A 14128-nucleotide genomic window follows, 5' to 3' on the forward strand; every position below is an offset into this window, starting at 1 on the left:
CGCCGCCCTCAAGGCCTGCGTAATACCTGTGGGAGCTGGCTTGCTGGCGATGAGGCCATAACAGACATCACGCAATATTGCGCAGCATGCGCCGCACGATTGGCCCATGCGCCCTGCCGACCGGCAACATGTAAAGGCGGCCGAACCTGTTGAAGCACTGAACCGACGTGGTCACGCTCAAACGCTGCCGGCCCGGCCCTGTTTCATCCAGATCCATGCTCACCATGACCGCAAGGTGCGTGTCACGCGAAGTCAGGACCAGTTGCTGGTCGCTGATAGCCTCGACGGTAAAGAAATCCAGAAGCTCACCCACTGCCGGAACCCGCTCAGGGTTACGCGATGAGAAACCGTGAATAGTGGCAACGTTGAACCAGCGAGAGATGAAGTCGCGTAGGCGAAAGGCCATGTCCAGCCAGCCCGGAACGTCCGAAGTCATGGCGCAATAGGCCTGGAGGGCGGTCATGGGCGCAGTGACGGAAATGCCATCGCGATGAAGAAAGTCCAGTTCAGCCGGAGCGGCGACCAGTCGGGCGGACATGAACAACTCCCTTTGTCATGTTTCTCCGCCATCATAGCACCGCCCCACAACGATTCGCGTCAGGCCCTGAACTGCCCCAGGCTCGCCCGTAGCTGTGCAGCCAGGTCATCCAGCACCTTGCTGCTGGCCGTGGTCTGCATCACCACCTCGGCCGAGCGCTCAGCCTGGGCATGAATAGTCTCCACCCGCCCACGCACCGCCTGCGCCCCGCTCGCCTGCTGCTCGGCCGCGCGGGTAGCCAGGCCGATAGCTGCGTGAACCTGCTCCACCGCCGCCTGCACAGACTGCTGACGGCGCTCGTTGTCACGCAGCACCAGCAGCCCTTCACTGGCCTTCAGCCCGGCCTGGCTGATCGTCGCCACAGCTTCCTTGGCGCCCTTCTGCAGCGCAGCGATATGCGCCTGGATATCCCCCGTGGAGCTTTGCGTCTTGCTCGCCAACGCCCGCACCTCATCAGCCACCACGGCAAAGCCGCGCCCGGTCTCACCGGCCCGGGCCGCTTCGATGGCCGCATTCAACGCCAGCAGGTTGGTCTGCTCGGCGATACCATGGATAACCGTCAGCACCACTTCGATCTGCTCACTCTGCTTGGCCAGGCGCTCGATCACCTGAGAGCCCGTCTCTACCTGGCCAGCCAGGTTTTCGATCAGCCCTGCGAGCTGGGTCGAGGTGCGGCTGTTTTCGTCGGTGGCCTGGCGGATATCCACCACCTGTTTCAATGCCGCCTGCATCGCATGGCTTTCGGCCTGGGCTTCATCGGCCATGCTCGAAAGGTCGCGCAGGCTGGCCGCCACTTCATCGCGCTGCAGCGCAGCAGCAGCATCGGCACCGGCGTTGCGCTGGGCCATCGCGCCAATTTCCACACCGGTACGCTGGGCCACCTCGCCCGCTTCGCGCACGATCGGTTGCAACTTGTCGACAAAGCGGTTCACGGCCGAAGCCATGTCACCGATCTCGTCTCGGCTGTCGAGTGGTACACGCTTGGTCAGGTCGCCCTCGCCTGCCGCCAGGTCGTCAAGGGCAGCAATCAGCAGGCGAAGCTTGCTCAGCACACGACGACCAAGCACCACGGCCACCACCAGCAACACACCCAGGCCAACCAGCACCAGGCCCAGACCAATGCGCCAGCGCAGCTCGCCGGCAGCATCGCGAACGGTTTGCGCGGTGTTGGCCTGCATGGCAGCGGCACTGCCCTGTGCTTTTTCCAGCCGCTCACGCAGGGTTTTGCCGCTGTCAGCAGCAGCGCCGACCAGGCTGTCGCCTACCAGTTGCTCGCCACTGGCGATCAGGGCCGCGAAACGCTGATCGAGGGCCTTCAGTTCCTGCTCGATACCCGCTGTGGAAACCCCCATCACCACCTTGCCGATTTCTGCGCCATTGGGGCTGATCGAAGCTTCGACGAAGAAAACGGCAGGATCGCGCCGGGCGGCATCGATCACTTTGTCCAGCGCTCGCTCGCCCTGGCCTTTTTCCATCAACGCCTGGTTGACCGGGTTTTGCCGGTTCAGATAGCGGGTCAGGTGCTGGCCCTGGGCGTCGTCGTACACCACGAACAGCACGTTGGGATTGCGCTGGGCACGCCGTGCAAAGTCTGAGAGCACCGGCACATCGTTGTCCCAGATGGCACGCGGGGCCACCGAGGCCAACAGCTCTGCCATATCGTTGGCGGAGTCCTTCAGGTTCTTCTCCAGGGTGCTGCGCAGTTGCTGTTGTTCACTTTGCAGGCGTGCCGACAACCCTGCGCTCAGGCGCTGACGGGTACTGCTGGACAGGCCGTCCAGGCCCGAGCGCACATCTTGCCCGGCTTGCTCCAGTTCGCCGGCCAACTGACGGCTGTCATTGCCCAGGCGTTCGCCAAGGTCGGCCTCCAGGGCAGTGACCGTGCTTCGGGTAAGCGCAACGGCAACCAGCACCTGCACCAAAAGAGCGATACCAAGGGCAACAAACACAGGCCGCAAAAGGCGGCTTCGTAACAGTGAGAGGATGGCAGACACGGTGTAACCCTCGTGTTTTCTGGCGCCACTATTTTGATGGCATCTACAGAAACTTCTTACAGCAAGGGTTGTGCCGGAGACAGCAGGCATAAACGCCAAGGTTCAGCCAGGCGGTTGGCTGCTTTCGCTCGGCGCAGAAATGAAAACGCCGCAGCCCCTTTCAGGGCCACGGCGTCAGATCAGCCTGGAGGACAGATCAGGCGAACGGATGACGCAGTACGATGGTCTCGTTGCGGTCCGGGCCGGTCGAAATGATGTCGATCGGCGCGCCGATCAGGTCTTCGATGCGCTTGATGTAGGCGCGAGCGTTGGCCGGCAGCTCTTCCAGGGTTTTAACGCCCACGGTCGACTCGCTCCAGCCTGGCATCTCTTCGTACACCGGCTCCAGGCCGATGTAGCTGTCGGCATCGGAAGGCGCGTCGATGACAGCACCGTTCTCGTTCTTGTAGCCAACGCAGATGTTGATGGTTTCCAGGCCGTCCAGTACGTCCAGCTTGGTCAGGCAGATACCCGAGATGCTGTTGACGTCGATGGCGCGACGCAGGATCACGGCGTCGAACCAACCGCAACGACGGGCACGACCAGTGGTGGAACCGAACTCGTGGCCACGCTTGGCCAGGGTAGCGCCGGTTTCGTCGAACAGTTCGGTCGGGAACGGACCGGAACCTACGCGAGTGGTGTAGGCCTTGGTGATACCCAGGATGTAGTCCAGGTACATCGGGCCAACGCCGGAGCCGGTGGAGATGCCGCCAGCGGTGGTGTTGGAGCTGGTGACGTACGGGTAGGTACCGTGGTCGATGTCCAGCAGCGAGCCCTGGGCACCTTCGAACATGATGTCCTTGCCAGCGCGGCGCAGGTTGTGCAGCTCGGCGGTGACGTCCAGCATCATCGGCTTGAGCTGTTCAGCGTAGGCCATGCACTCGTCCAGGGTTTGCTGGAAGTCGATGGCCGGCTCTTTGTAGTAGTTCACCAGCTGGAAGTTGTGGTAGTCCAGCAGCTCACCCAGCTTGGCCGCGAAACGCTCGCGGTGGAACAGGTCGCCTACGCGCAGGCCGCGGCGCGCAACCTTGTCTTCGTAGGCTGGGCCGATGCCACGGCCGGTGGTGCCGATCTTGGCTTCGCCACGGGCTTTTTCGCGGGCCTGGTCCAGGGCCACGTGGTACGACAGGATCAGCGGCGCAGCCGGGGAGATGCGCAGGCGCTCGCGCACCGGTACGCCCTTCTCTTCCAGCTTGGTGATTTCACGCATCAGGGCATCCGGGGCAACGACCACGCCGTTACCGATCAGGCACTGTACGCCTTCACGCAGGATGCCGGACGGAATCAGGTGCAGAACGGTCTTCTCACCGTTGATCACCAGGGTGTGACCCGCGTTGTGGCCACCCTGGTAGCGCACTACGGCGGCAGCATGTTCGGTCAGCAGATCGACGATCTTGCCTTTGCCCTCATCACCCCACTGGGTGCCCAGGACGACGACATTCTTACCCATTACATTGGTCCTCATTCACGCAAACTTGGTTGCCGGCCTGTTGCCGACGCAGAAACTCACTGGGCCAGCGGCAGAACCTGCCAGCGCCCGTCTTGCTGAATCAATTGCCGATCACAATCCGCCTCGAGAGCAGCACTCAACGGCTGGCCAGGCAGGGCCTGGACCACACGCTGGCCCTCGTTGCGCAACTGGCAGACTTGCTGCCAGAGGGCCGCATCACCACTGTCCGGCATCCAGATGCCGCCCGTTGGCAATACGACCTCCGCTCGCCCCAGTGTGACCAGGGTCTTCAAATCCGTGGAGAAACCGGTGGCCGGGCGCGCCCGGCCAAAGTCGGCGCCGATGTCGTCGTAACGCCCGCCCTGGGCGATCGATTGACCTTCGCCTGGTACGAACACGGCGAACACCACGCCCGTGTGATAGTGGTAACCGCGCAGCTCGCCGAGGTCGAAGTACAGCGGCAGGTCCGGGTAGCGCGACGCCAGGCGGTCAGCGATCGCCAGCAGGTCGTCCAGCGCTGCCAGCACACTGGCCGGGGCACGGCCCAGGCGCACGCGGGCTTCGGCCAGCACTTCACGGCCACCGCACAGCTCGACCAGGGCGCGCAGCATGTTGCCCAGGTCTTTCGGCAGGTCGGCGGTCAGCGCCTGCACTTCATCGACAGCCTTGCGTTGCATGGCGTCGAACAACTGCTGCTCCACCGCACCGGACAGGCCGGCGGCACGGGCCAGGCCACGGTAGATACCAACGTGGCCCAGGTCCATGTGCACATCCGGCACATCGGCCAGCTGCAGCGTGGCGAGCATCAGGCTGATGACTTCGACATCACTGGTAGGGCTGGCATCGCCATACAGCTCGGCACCCAGCTGGATCGGGCTGCGCGAGGTCGACAGTGCACGCGGCTGGGCGTGCAGCACGCTACCGGCATAGCACAGGCGGCTCGGGCCTTCACGGCGCAGGGTGTGGGCGTCGATGCGCGCCACCTGCGGCGTGAAGTCGGCGCGGAAGCCCATCAGGCGGCCGGACTGCGGGTCCACCACCTTGAAGGTGCGCTGATCCAGGTCCTGGCCGGCGCCGGTGAGCAGCGACTCCAGGTACTCGATATGCGGGGTGACGACCAGCTCGTAGCCCCAACTCTGGAACAGGTCCAACACCTGGCGGCGCGCGATCTCGATGCGCGCAGCCTCAGGTGGCAGTACTTCCTCGATGCCATCTGGCAGCAGCCAGCGGTCTACCGTTGCCATTACGCCATTTCCCCTCTGGTCCGGGCGGCTTGCCAGCAGGCGAGCCGTCAGTAAAGCCGGTATCGCGCACAGCAGCGGGCAGCACTGATCCCAGCGCAGCCACCGTACCCGATACCCTCAAATTGCCTTGCGACCTGACCAAACCGTCAACTGGCGCGTTGCCAATCAACCTTGCAGACGCAAAAAAGCCGGGAAATTTCCCGGCTGCCTCATCATACACCCCTTTTCATTCAGGATGCACCCCGCCTGGTGTTTTAGCTGCCAGGCGGGGCGCCGCTGCATGAAGATCAGGGCCTGAGCATCACGGCTTGCTCTTGTCCAGGAAGCGGAAGAACTCGTTCTTCGGGTCCAGGACCAGCACGTCGCTCTTGCTCGAGAAGCTCTCGCGATACGCCTGCAGGCTACGGTAGAACGCGTAGAAATCGGCGTCCTGGGTGTAGGCCTTGGCATAGATGGCGGCCGACTGGGCGTCGCCGTCACCGCGGGTTTCTTCCGCTTCGCGATAAGCCTCGGCCAGCAGTACACGGCGCTGACGGTCGGCATCGGCACGGATACCTTCAGCCAGCTCGTTACCTTTGGCGCGGTGCTCACGCGCCTCACGCTCACGCTCGGTGCTCATGCGGTCGAATACGCTGCGGTTGACTTCCTTCGGCAGGTCGATGGCCTTGACGCGGACGTCAACCACCTCGATACCCAGCTCCTTGTTGGCCATGCGGTTCAGCGATGCGGTGATGTCAGCCATCAGCGCGTCACGTTCACCGGAAACCACCTCGTGCAGGGTACGTTTACCGAACTGGTCACGCAGGCCGCTTTCCAGACGACGTGACAGACGCTCGTCGGCGATCTGCTTCATGCCGGAGGTGGCGGTGTAGAAGCGCTCGGCATCCTTGACGCGCCACTTGGCGTAGGCGTCGACCATCACCGCTTTCTTCTCCAGGGTCAGGAACCGCTGGGTCGGGGCGTCGAGGGTCATCAGGCGGGCGTCGAACTTGCGTACCTGGTTCACGTACGGAATCTTCACGTGCAGGCCTGGCTGAACATCCGCCTGGACTACCTTACCGAAGCGCAGCAGTACCGCACGCTCGGTCTGGGACACGATGTAGAAGCTGTTCCAGGCCACGATGGCCAGAACCACGGCGGCGATCAGGGCGATCAGCGATCTGTTGCTCATCAGCGGCTCTCCCTAGTGCGCAGCGGCTGCTGTTGCTGTTGCAGGTCCTGCGCCGCACGTGCGGCCGCATCGTTGACCGATGGGGACACGCTGCTGGTTGGCGCGGACGGGTTGCGGCTGCCTTCGACCATCTTGTCCAGTGGCAGGTAGAGCAGGTTGTTCTGCCCGTCCTTGGTGGCCACCATGACCTTGCTGGTGTTGCTGTAGACCTCTTGCATGGTCTCCAGGTACAGGCGTTGACGGGTCACGTCAGGTGCCTTGCGGTACTCGGCGACCAGCTTGGTGAAGCGGTCGGCCTCACCCTTGGCCCGGGCGATGACTTCGTCGCGATAACCGTTGGCGTCCTCGATGATGCGCTGGGCCTGACCACGGGCTTCCGGCACCACGCCATTGGCGTAGGACTCGGCCTGGTTGCGGGCACGCTGCTCGTCTTCGCGGGCACGGATCACGTCGTCGAAGGCTTCCTGCACTTCACGCGGGGCTGCCGCGCTCTGTACGTTGACCTGGGTGACGGTGATACCGGTACGGTAGTTGTCGAGGAAGCGCTGCAGGCGTTCGCGGATATCCACGGCCATCTGCTCACGGCCTTCGGTGAGCACCTGGTCCATCGAGGTGGAACCCACCACGTGGCGCAGGGCACTGTCGGTCGCGTGCTGCAGGCTTACCTCAGGCTGGTCGACGTTGAGCACGAAGTCCTGCAGGTTGCTGATCTTGTACTGGACGGTCAGCGGCACCTCGACGATGTTCTCGTCTTCGGTCAGCATCTGGCCCTGCTTGGTGTAGGCACGCTCACGCGTGACGTTTTCCATGTACTTGCGATCGATCGGCGGGAAGTAGATGTTCAGGCCGGGACCGACCGTCTCATAGTACTTGCCGAAGCGCAGCACCACGGCCTGCTCCTGCTCGTCGACCACGTACACGGCGCTGTACAGCCAGATGGCAGCCAGCACCGCCAGGCCAATGCCCAGCAGGCCAAGGCCACCGCCCTTGCCGACATTGCGGTCACCGCCGCCACGTTTCTTGCCACTGCCGAACATGCCATTCAGGCTGTCCTGCAATTTGCGGAAGGCCTCGTCCAGATCCGGCGGACCTTTCTTGTCACCACCACCGCCACCGCCACCACGGCGGCCGCCCCAGGGATCCTGATTGTTCGAGTTGCCACCCGGCTCGTTCCAAGCCATAGCGCTCTCCATCTGATAAAGCAAAGACGCGCCCACGGCGCGCCGTCCAATGCTACAGAATGCCTGTCACTGCTGCCCGGCGACCTCGACGAGCATTTATTGCAAAGTGTGTTGCTCGACAAACACTTGCGGCTCCATGCCTTCGCGGCTGACCAGGCGATTCAGTTCGACCATGGGCAGTCGCACGCTCAGCAGGCTGCGCCCTTCTTCATCATGCTCTTCACTCTGCACGGCACCCAAGGCAAAGAATTGCGCGCGCAAACGGGCAAAACGCTGCTCCAGGCACAGGGTACCGACAAACAGATCATCCCCCAGCAACTCGGCAATTGCCTGGCCGACCAGCTCCAGGCCACGCCCATCGCGTGCCGATACCCAGACCCGTTCCGGCTTGCCATCGGCATTGCGCTGGATCTGCGGCTCGACATCTTCGAGCAAGTCGAGTTTGTTATACACCTCGAGGATCGGCAACCCTTCAGCGCCAATCTCGCCCAAAACCGCGAGCACCTGCTCAATCTGCTCCATGCGCTCTGGCTCATGGGCGTCGATCACATGCAGCAACAGGTCGGAGTTGCTCGACTCTTCGAGCGTAGCCCGAAATGCCTCGACCAGCTTGTGCGGCAGGTGGCGAATGAAGCCCACGGTGTCGGCCAGCACGATCGGCCCCAGGTCGTTCAGCTCAAGCCGGCGCAAGGTCGGGTCGAGCGTGGCGAACAACTGGTCTGCGGCGTACACCTCGGATTCGGTCAGGGCGTTGAACAGCGTGGACTTGCCGGCGTTGGTGTAACCCACCAACGACACCGACGGGATGTCTGCGCGCTTGCGCCCACGGCGCGCCTGCTCGCGCTGGCTGCGTACCTTTTCCAGGCGTGACTTGATCTGGCGTATGCGCACCCGCAACAGGCGGCGGTCGGTTTCCAGCTGGGTTTCACCCGGGCCGCGCAGGCCGATACCACCCTTTTGTCGCTCAAGGTGGGTCCAGCCACGCACCAGCCGCGTGCTCATGTGCTCCAGCTGGGCCAGTTCGACCTGCAGCTTGCCTTCATGGGTACGCGCCCGTTGGGCGAAGATATCGAGGATCAGCCCGGTACGGTCGAGCACACGACACTCGAACACACGTTCAAGGTTGCGCTCCTGACTGGGCGTGAGGGTGTGATTGAAAATCACCAGGTCTACCTGCTCGGCATGGACCAGGTCGTGCAATTCCTCGACCTTGCCACTGCCAATCAGGTATTTGGCGGAAGGCTGATGCCTTGACACCGTGACCAACGAGACGATGTCGGCACCGGCCGACAATGCCAGCTCCTGAAACTCCTGCGGGTCTTCGCGCGCCTCAGGGTTCTGACCTTCCAAGTGAACGAGCAACGCCCGCTCACCACCACCGTGGCGCTCAAAGAACAATGCAGGCTCCTATCAGGCGTTGCCTGGCTCGCTGTCGCCGTGTTCGGAATCGGACGGGCTTGGCAGGCGAACCGGACGGGCAGGCACGACAGTCGAAATGGCGTGCTTGTAGACCATCTGGCTGACGGTGTTTTTCAGCAGTACCACGAACTGGTCGAAGGATTCGATCGAGCCCTGCAGCTTGATGCCGTTGACCAGGTAGATGGATACCGGGACCTTTTCTTTTCTCAAGGTGTTCAAGTAAGGGTCTTGTAGCGAATGCCCTTTTGACATATGCCGCACTCCTGTAAGGATAAATAATAGAAAATCAATAAAATCGATAAATTAGGCCGCCCCTTCGCAAGAATAGACGGCAATCAGCAGGGACTCAGCTCAATATGGAGATGGCCCCAAGGTATTTCAAGGTGCGGGACAGATTGTCGCAGGCCAGGCTGTCAAGCCAGTGTACGTCAGGCCAGCCACGCAACCAGGTGAACTGCCGCTTGGCCAGCTGCCTGGTTGCAATGATACCGCGTTCACGCATCTCATTCTCAGTCAGCTTGCCATCCAGGTAATCCCAGACCTGCCGATACCCCACTGCCCGTATAGACGGCAGCCCGGCGTGCAAGTCACTTCTGGCTCGCAGCGATCGGACCTCGTCAACGAAGCCCTGTTCCAGCATCTGCGAAAATCGTAACGCAATTCGCTGATGCAAAATGTGACGATCTGTAGGAGCAATCGCCAAACTGGCGACAGTATAGGGCAAATGTCCGTCAGCGCCTGCGTCTGCGCCGCGACTTTCCGCGAATTGACGTTGGCGATGAGCCGTCATGCTCTCGCCACTCACCCGGTACACTTCCAGCGCCCGGATCAGCCGCTGCGGGTCGTTGGGGTGGATGCGCGCCGCTGACACCGGGTCAACCTCGGCCAGCTGGCGGTGCAGCTCGGCCAGGCCCAGCGCTTCGGCCTGAGCCTCCAGCTCGGCGCGCACGGCAGCGTCGGCGGCCGGCATGTCTGCCAGGCCATCGATCAACGCCTTGTAGTAGAGCATGGTGCCGCCCACCAGCAGCGGTATCTTGCCGCGCGCAGTGATCTCGGCCATGGCCTCCAGGGCGTCAGCACGGAACTGCGCGGCCGAATAGCTCTCGGCCGGGTCGCGGATGTCGATCAGCCGGTGCGGGTGGGCAGCGAGGATTTCTTTCGACGGTTTGGCCGAGCCGATATCCATACCGCGATAGACCAGCGCCGAATCGACGCTGATCAGCTCGCAGGGCAGTACTTGTGTCAACTCGATAGCCAGGTCGGTCTTGCCGGCCGCCGTCGGGCCCATCAGGAATATTGCAGGGGGCTTGCCGCTCATTTCATCGACCGCGCAGGAAGAGTTTGTCCAGGTCGTCCAGGCCCATCTGGGTCCATGTGGGACGGCCATGGTTGCACTGGCCGCTGCGCTCGGTGTTTTCCATGTCGCGCAGCAGGGCGTTCATCTCGGGAATGGCCAGGCGCCGGTTGGCGCGCACGGCGCCGTGGCAGGCCATGGTGCCGAGCAGCTCGTTGAGGTGCGCCTGGATACGGTCGCTGGTGCCGTATTCCATCAGGTCGGCGAGCACATCCTGCACCAGGCGGTTGGCCTCCGCCTGCTTGAGCAAAGCCGGGATCTGGCGGATCGCCAGGGTCTCCGGGCCCAGGCGCTGAAGCTCGAAGCCCAGGCGCTGGAACCACTGCGCGTGTTCTTCGGCGCAGTCCGCTTCGCGCTGGCTCAGGGCCAGGGTTTCAGGCACCAGCAGCGGTTGACCGCTCAGGCCTTCGCTGGCCATGGCCACCTTCAGGCGCTCGTACATGATGCGCTCGTGGGCGGCGTGCATGTCCACCAGCACCAGGCCAACGGCGTTCTCGGCAAGGATGTAGATACCCTTGAGCTGCGCCAGCGCGTAGCCCAGCGGGGGAATGTCACCCTGGCTTTCGGGAAGGGCCGTCGCCGGCGCCGCACCGTTTTCCAACGGCTTGTAAAACTCGCGATACACCGCCTGCGCTTCGGCAGCCGGCACCGGCTGTGACGGGCGCGGGGTGTACTGATACTGGTAGCCCGCGCCACTGCCGCCATTGGAGAACGACTGCTGCGGGGCACGAGGCTGCTCGAGCACCGGCGAAGCCAGGCGCATTTCGCCCTGCGGGCCGAACTCACCGGCCTGCTGGCCAGTCGGGCGGATCACCTCAGGCACGGCGGCAGGCGCGGCCAGCTGGTCTTCCGGGCGCACATCGGCCAGGGCACGGTGCAAGGTGCCGTACAGGAAATCGTGCACCGAACGCCCTTCGCGGAAGCGCACTTCGTGCTTGGTCGGGTGCACGTTGACGTCGACGCCGTTGGGCTCCAGCTCCAGGAACAGCACGAAGGTCGGGTGCCGGCCATTGAACAGCACGTCGCGGTAGGCCTGGCGCACGGCGTGGGCGACCAGCTTGTCGCGCACTGCGCGGCCATTGACGAAAAAGTACTGCAAGTCTGCCTGGCTGCGCGAGAAGGTCGGCAGGCCGACCCAGCCCCACAGGCGCAGGCCGTTGCGCTCGACGTCGATCGGCAGCGCCTGCTCCATGAAGCCCGGGCCGCAGATGGCCCCTACCCGCCGGGCACGCGCTGTTTCGTCGTGGGCCTCGTGCAGGCTGAGGATGCTCTTGCCGTTATGCCGCAGGTGGAAGCCGACATCGAACCGCGCAAGCGCCAGCCGGCGGATCACTTCCTGCAAGTGATCGAATTCGGTTTTCTCGGCCTTGAGGAACTTGCGCCGCGCCGGGGTATTGAAGAACAGGTCGCGCACTTCCACCGAAGTTCCCACCGGATGCGCTGCCGGCTGTACGCGCGGGAGCATGTCACGGCCTTCGGTTTCCACCTGCCAGGCCTCGGTAGCGCTGGCGGTACGCGACGTCAGGGTCAGCCGCGCCACGGAGCTGATCGAAGCCAGCGCCTCGCCACGGAAGCCCAGGCTCAACACCCCTTCCAGGTCTTCCAGCTCGCGAATCTTGCTGGTGGCATGACGGGCCAGGGCCAGCGGCAGGTCGTCGGCAGAAATGCCGCTGCCATCGTCGCGCACCTTCAGCAGCTTGACGCCGCCCTGCTCCACTTCCACATCGATGCGTCGGGCACCGGAGTCCAGGCTGTTTTCCAGCAGTTCCTTGGCGACCGAGGCCGGCCGCTCGACAACCTCGCCAGCGGCAATCTGGTTGGCCAGCCGCGGGCTGAGCAGCTGGATGCGCGAACCGCCACTCATTGCGAGGCCAATGTGGTGGCAGGGATGTCGAGGCGCTGGCCAACCTTCAGCTCATCGGTCTTGAGGCTGTTGGTGCTGCGCAGGCTGGCGACGCTCACCTGGTAGCGCACGGCGAGCATCGCCAGGGTTTCGCCAGGGCGTACCGTGTGCTCACGCGGGCCGGCGGCAATCTTGCCGGTGTCACGCAGCCAGGCGATATAAGTGCCAGGCGGCGGGTTTTGCTGGAAGTACTGGCGCACACCGGTGTGGATCGAACGGGCCAACGCCTGCTGGTGGCTGGCGGTGGCCAGCTTGGCGGCTTCGTTGTTGTTCGAGATAAACCCGGTTTCAACGAGAATCGATGGAATGTCCGGCGATTTCAGCACCATGAAGCCGGCCTGTTCCACGCGCTGTTTGTGCAGCGAGGTGACGCGGCCCATGTTACCCAACACCTTCTGCCCCACGTTGAGGCTGGAACTGAGGGTGGCGGTCATCGACAGGTCCAGCAGCACGCCCGCGAGCATGCGGTCCTTGTCATCCAGGCTGACGTTGCCGGCACCACCGATCAGGTCGGAACGGTTTTCCGTGTCGGCCAGCCAGCGCGCGGTCTCGGAGGTAGCGCCACGGTCAGACAGGGCGAACACCGAGGCACCAAAGGCGGCACGCGACGGTGCCGCGTCGGCATGGATCGAGATGAACAGGTCGGCGCCCTTCTTGCGGGCGATTTCCGTGCGTTTGCGCAGCGGAATGAAGTAGTCGCCAGTACGGGTCAGCTCGGCACGGAAGCCCTTTTCGCTGTTGATCTGGCGCTGCAGCTCTTTGGCGATCTGCAGCACGATGTCTTTTTCGTGCTGGCCGCGCGAGCCGGAGGCCCCCGGGTCTTCGCCGCCGTGGCCGGCGTCGATGGCCACCACGATGTCACGCTTGCCGCTCGGTACCGGTGGCAGCTTGATGGCGGGCTGGGCCGGGCTTACCGGCACGGCAGGCGTGGTGGCAGGCGTCTGCACCGGCGCCGGGGCCGGAGGCGGCGCACTGGCCGCAATGGCGTCGGCTTCCTGGTCGTACAGGTCGACCACCAGGCGGTTGCCGTACTGGGCATTCGGCGCCAGGGTGAAGCTTTTCGGGGTGACCGACTTTTTCAGGTCGACCACCACGCGCAGGTCGGTCGGGGTACGCTGGGCCGAACGCACGCTGCTGATCGGCGTGTTGGAGGTGGCCACGTTCAACGGCGCGGCCAGGGTCGCGCCATTGATGTCGATAACCAGGCGGTCCGGCGCGCTCAGGGTGAAGACGCTGTGCTGCACGGGGCCAGACAGGTCGAAGACCAGCCGCGTGTTGTCTGGCGCGCGCCACAGGCGCACGCTCTTGACTTGAGTGACGGCCAGAGCGTCAACGGTCACCGTTGTCAGCAGCAGACCAACGATGGCGACCAGTGCGCGTATGCGCATACCTACCCCACTTACTGTTTATAGTGTTTGGCCAGTGCCACGCACCAGGCCTCGCCGCGAGCCCCCTGCGGCGAAAGGATCAGCGAGCGTCCGCCCGCTTGGGGGCTTATGGTAATGGTCAGGTCAGGCTTTGGCAAAACGCCCGCACCCTTTTGTGGCCACTCGAACAGGCACAGCGGGTCGCCCTCGAAATAGTCACGAATCCCCATGAACTCCAGCTCCTCCGGATCGACCAGGCGATACAGGTCGAAGTGGAATGCTCGGACCTCACCGATCTCGTAGGGTTCGACCACGGTGAAGGTCGGGCTTTTCACTGCACCCGTATGGCCCAGGCCACGGATCAGCCCTCGGGAAAGCGTAGTCTTGCCAGCGCCCAGGTCGCCTTCAAGAAAGATCACGCCGCGACCACCGGTCACCTCGGCCATTTTTGCACCGAAGTCGACCGTA

The 14128-nt window shown here is 63.5% G+C and carries 11 protein-coding genes and 2 pseudogenes; all 13 read right to left on the minus strand.

Annotation, left to right across the window (positions count from 1 at the left end):
- Window positions 1–67: 67 nt before the first annotated feature.
- The 13 genes and pseudogenes from QQ992_RS25380 to tsaE all read right to left on the minus strand — a co-directional run bounded on the left by QQ992_RS25380 (window position 68) and on the right by tsaE (window position 14106).
- Window positions 68–538 carry a DUF2867 domain-containing protein gene (locus QQ992_RS25380; protein ID WP_286111491.1) on the minus strand — a complete coding sequence of 157 codons (471 nt, stop codon included), beginning with the start codon at window positions 536–538 and terminating at the stop codon, window positions 68–70.
- Window positions 539–597: 59 nt separating this feature from the next.
- Window positions 598–1113: pseudogene (locus tag QQ992_RS28185) on the minus strand (methyl-accepting chemotaxis protein); the annotation flags it as partial.
- Between the two features lie 390 nt (window positions 1114–1503).
- Window positions 1504–2622, minus strand: a pseudogene (locus QQ992_RS28190) (methyl-accepting chemotaxis protein); the annotation flags it as partial.
- 106 nt (window positions 2623–2728) lie between these two features.
- Window positions 2729–4021: an adenylosuccinate synthase gene (locus QQ992_RS25390; protein ID WP_016712316.1), complete on the minus strand. Its 1293-nt coding sequence runs from the start codon at window positions 4019–4021 to the stop codon at window positions 2729–2731.
- A gap of 56 nt (window positions 4022–4077) precedes the next feature.
- Entirely contained in the window at window positions 4078–5265 is a 1188-nt protein-coding gene (locus QQ992_RS25395) for an ATP phosphoribosyltransferase regulatory subunit (protein ID WP_003249540.1), read from the minus strand.
- A gap of 301 nt (window positions 5266–5566) precedes the next feature.
- Window positions 5567–6436, minus strand: coding sequence for a protease modulator HflC (hflC, locus tag QQ992_RS25400; RefSeq protein WP_105946312.1), 870 nt, complete (start codon window positions 6434–6436; stop codon window positions 5567–5569).
- The gene (hflK, locus tag QQ992_RS25405) at window positions 6436–7617 is read right to left on the minus strand and encodes an FtsH protease activity modulator HflK (RefSeq protein ID WP_105946313.1); all 1182 of its coding nucleotides are present in this window, start codon (window positions 7615–7617) and stop codon (window positions 6436–6438) included. Before hflK ends, hflC begins: the two co-directional genes overlap by 1 nt.
- 96 nt (window positions 7618–7713) lie before the next feature.
- Window positions 7714–9015, minus strand: coding sequence for a ribosome rescue GTPase HflX (gene hflX, locus QQ992_RS25410; protein ID WP_016712319.1), 1302 nt, complete (start codon window positions 9013–9015; stop codon window positions 7714–7716).
- 12 nt (window positions 9016–9027) lie between these two features.
- Window positions 9028–9288, minus strand: a complete 261-nt coding sequence (hfq, locus tag QQ992_RS25415; protein ID WP_003258160.1) for an RNA chaperone Hfq — start codon at window positions 9286–9288, stop codon at window positions 9028–9030.
- Window positions 9289–9382: 94 nt separating this feature from the next.
- Complete coding sequence (gene miaA, locus QQ992_RS25420; RefSeq protein WP_016712320.1) at window positions 9383–10354, minus strand: tRNA (adenosine(37)-N6)-dimethylallyltransferase MiaA; 972 nt, start codon at window positions 10352–10354, stop codon at window positions 9383–9385.
- Window position 10355: 1 nt separating this feature from the next.
- Entirely contained in the window at window positions 10356–12254 is a 1899-nt protein-coding gene (gene mutL / locus QQ992_RS25425) for a DNA mismatch repair endonuclease MutL (RefSeq protein WP_119371603.1), read from the minus strand.
- On the minus strand, window positions 12251–13681 hold the full coding sequence (locus QQ992_RS25430; protein WP_016712322.1) for an N-acetylmuramoyl-L-alanine amidase: 1431 nt from the start codon (window positions 13679–13681) through the stop codon (window positions 12251–12253). The genes mutL and QQ992_RS25430 overlap by 4 nt, the downstream gene beginning before the upstream one ends.
- Window positions 13682–13692: 11 nt before the next feature.
- Window positions 13693–14106, minus strand: a complete 414-nt coding sequence (gene tsaE / locus QQ992_RS25435) for a tRNA (adenosine(37)-N6)-threonylcarbamoyltransferase complex ATPase subunit type 1 TsaE (RefSeq protein ID WP_156867742.1) — start codon at window positions 14104–14106, stop codon at window positions 13693–13695.
- Between the last annotated feature and the right edge of the window lie 22 nt (window positions 14107–14128).

Source organism: Pseudomonas kurunegalensis, from assembly GCF_030291635.1.
GTDB lineage: Bacteria > Pseudomonadota > Gammaproteobacteria > Pseudomonadales > Pseudomonadaceae > Aquipseudomonas > Aquipseudomonas monteilii.

Bases quoted from the DNA above. Each gene is read 5' to 3' on its own strand.
- QQ992_RS25380 (WP_286111491.1), bottom strand. From the start codon at position 538: ATGTCCGCCCGACTGGTCGCCGCTCCGGCTGAACTGGACTTTCTTCAT.
- QQ992_RS25390 (WP_016712316.1), bottom strand. From the start codon at position 4,021: ATGGGTAAGAATGTCGTCGTCCTGGGCACCCAGTGGGGTGATGAGGGC.
- QQ992_RS25395 (WP_003249540.1), bottom strand. From the start codon at position 5,265: ATGGCAACGGTAGACCGCTGGCTGCTGCCAGATGGCATCGAGGAAGTA.
- hflC (WP_105946312.1), bottom strand. From the start codon at position 6,436: ATGAGCAACAGATCGCTGATCGCCCTGATCGCCGCCGTGGTTCTGGCC.
- hflK (WP_105946313.1), bottom strand. From the start codon at position 7,617: ATGGCTTGGAACGAGCCGGGTGGCAACTCGAACAATCAGGATCCCTGG.
- hfq (WP_003258160.1), bottom strand. From the start codon at position 9,288: ATGTCAAAAGGGCATTCGCTACAAGACCCTTACTTGAACACCTTGAGA.
- miaA (WP_016712320.1), bottom strand. From the start codon at position 10,354: ATGAGCGGCAAGCCCCCTGCAATATTCCTGATGGGCCCGACGGCGGCC.
- mutL (WP_119371603.1), bottom strand. From the start codon at position 12,254: ATGAGTGGCGGTTCGCGCATCCAGCTGCTCAGCCCGCGGCTGGCCAAC.
- QQ992_RS25430 (WP_016712322.1), bottom strand. From the start codon at position 13,681: ATGCGCATACGCGCACTGGTCGCCATCGTTGGTCTGCTGCTGACAACG.
- tsaE (WP_156867742.1), bottom strand. From the start codon at position 14,106: ATGGCCGAGGTGACCGGTGGTCGCGGCGTGATCTTTCTTGAAGGCGAC.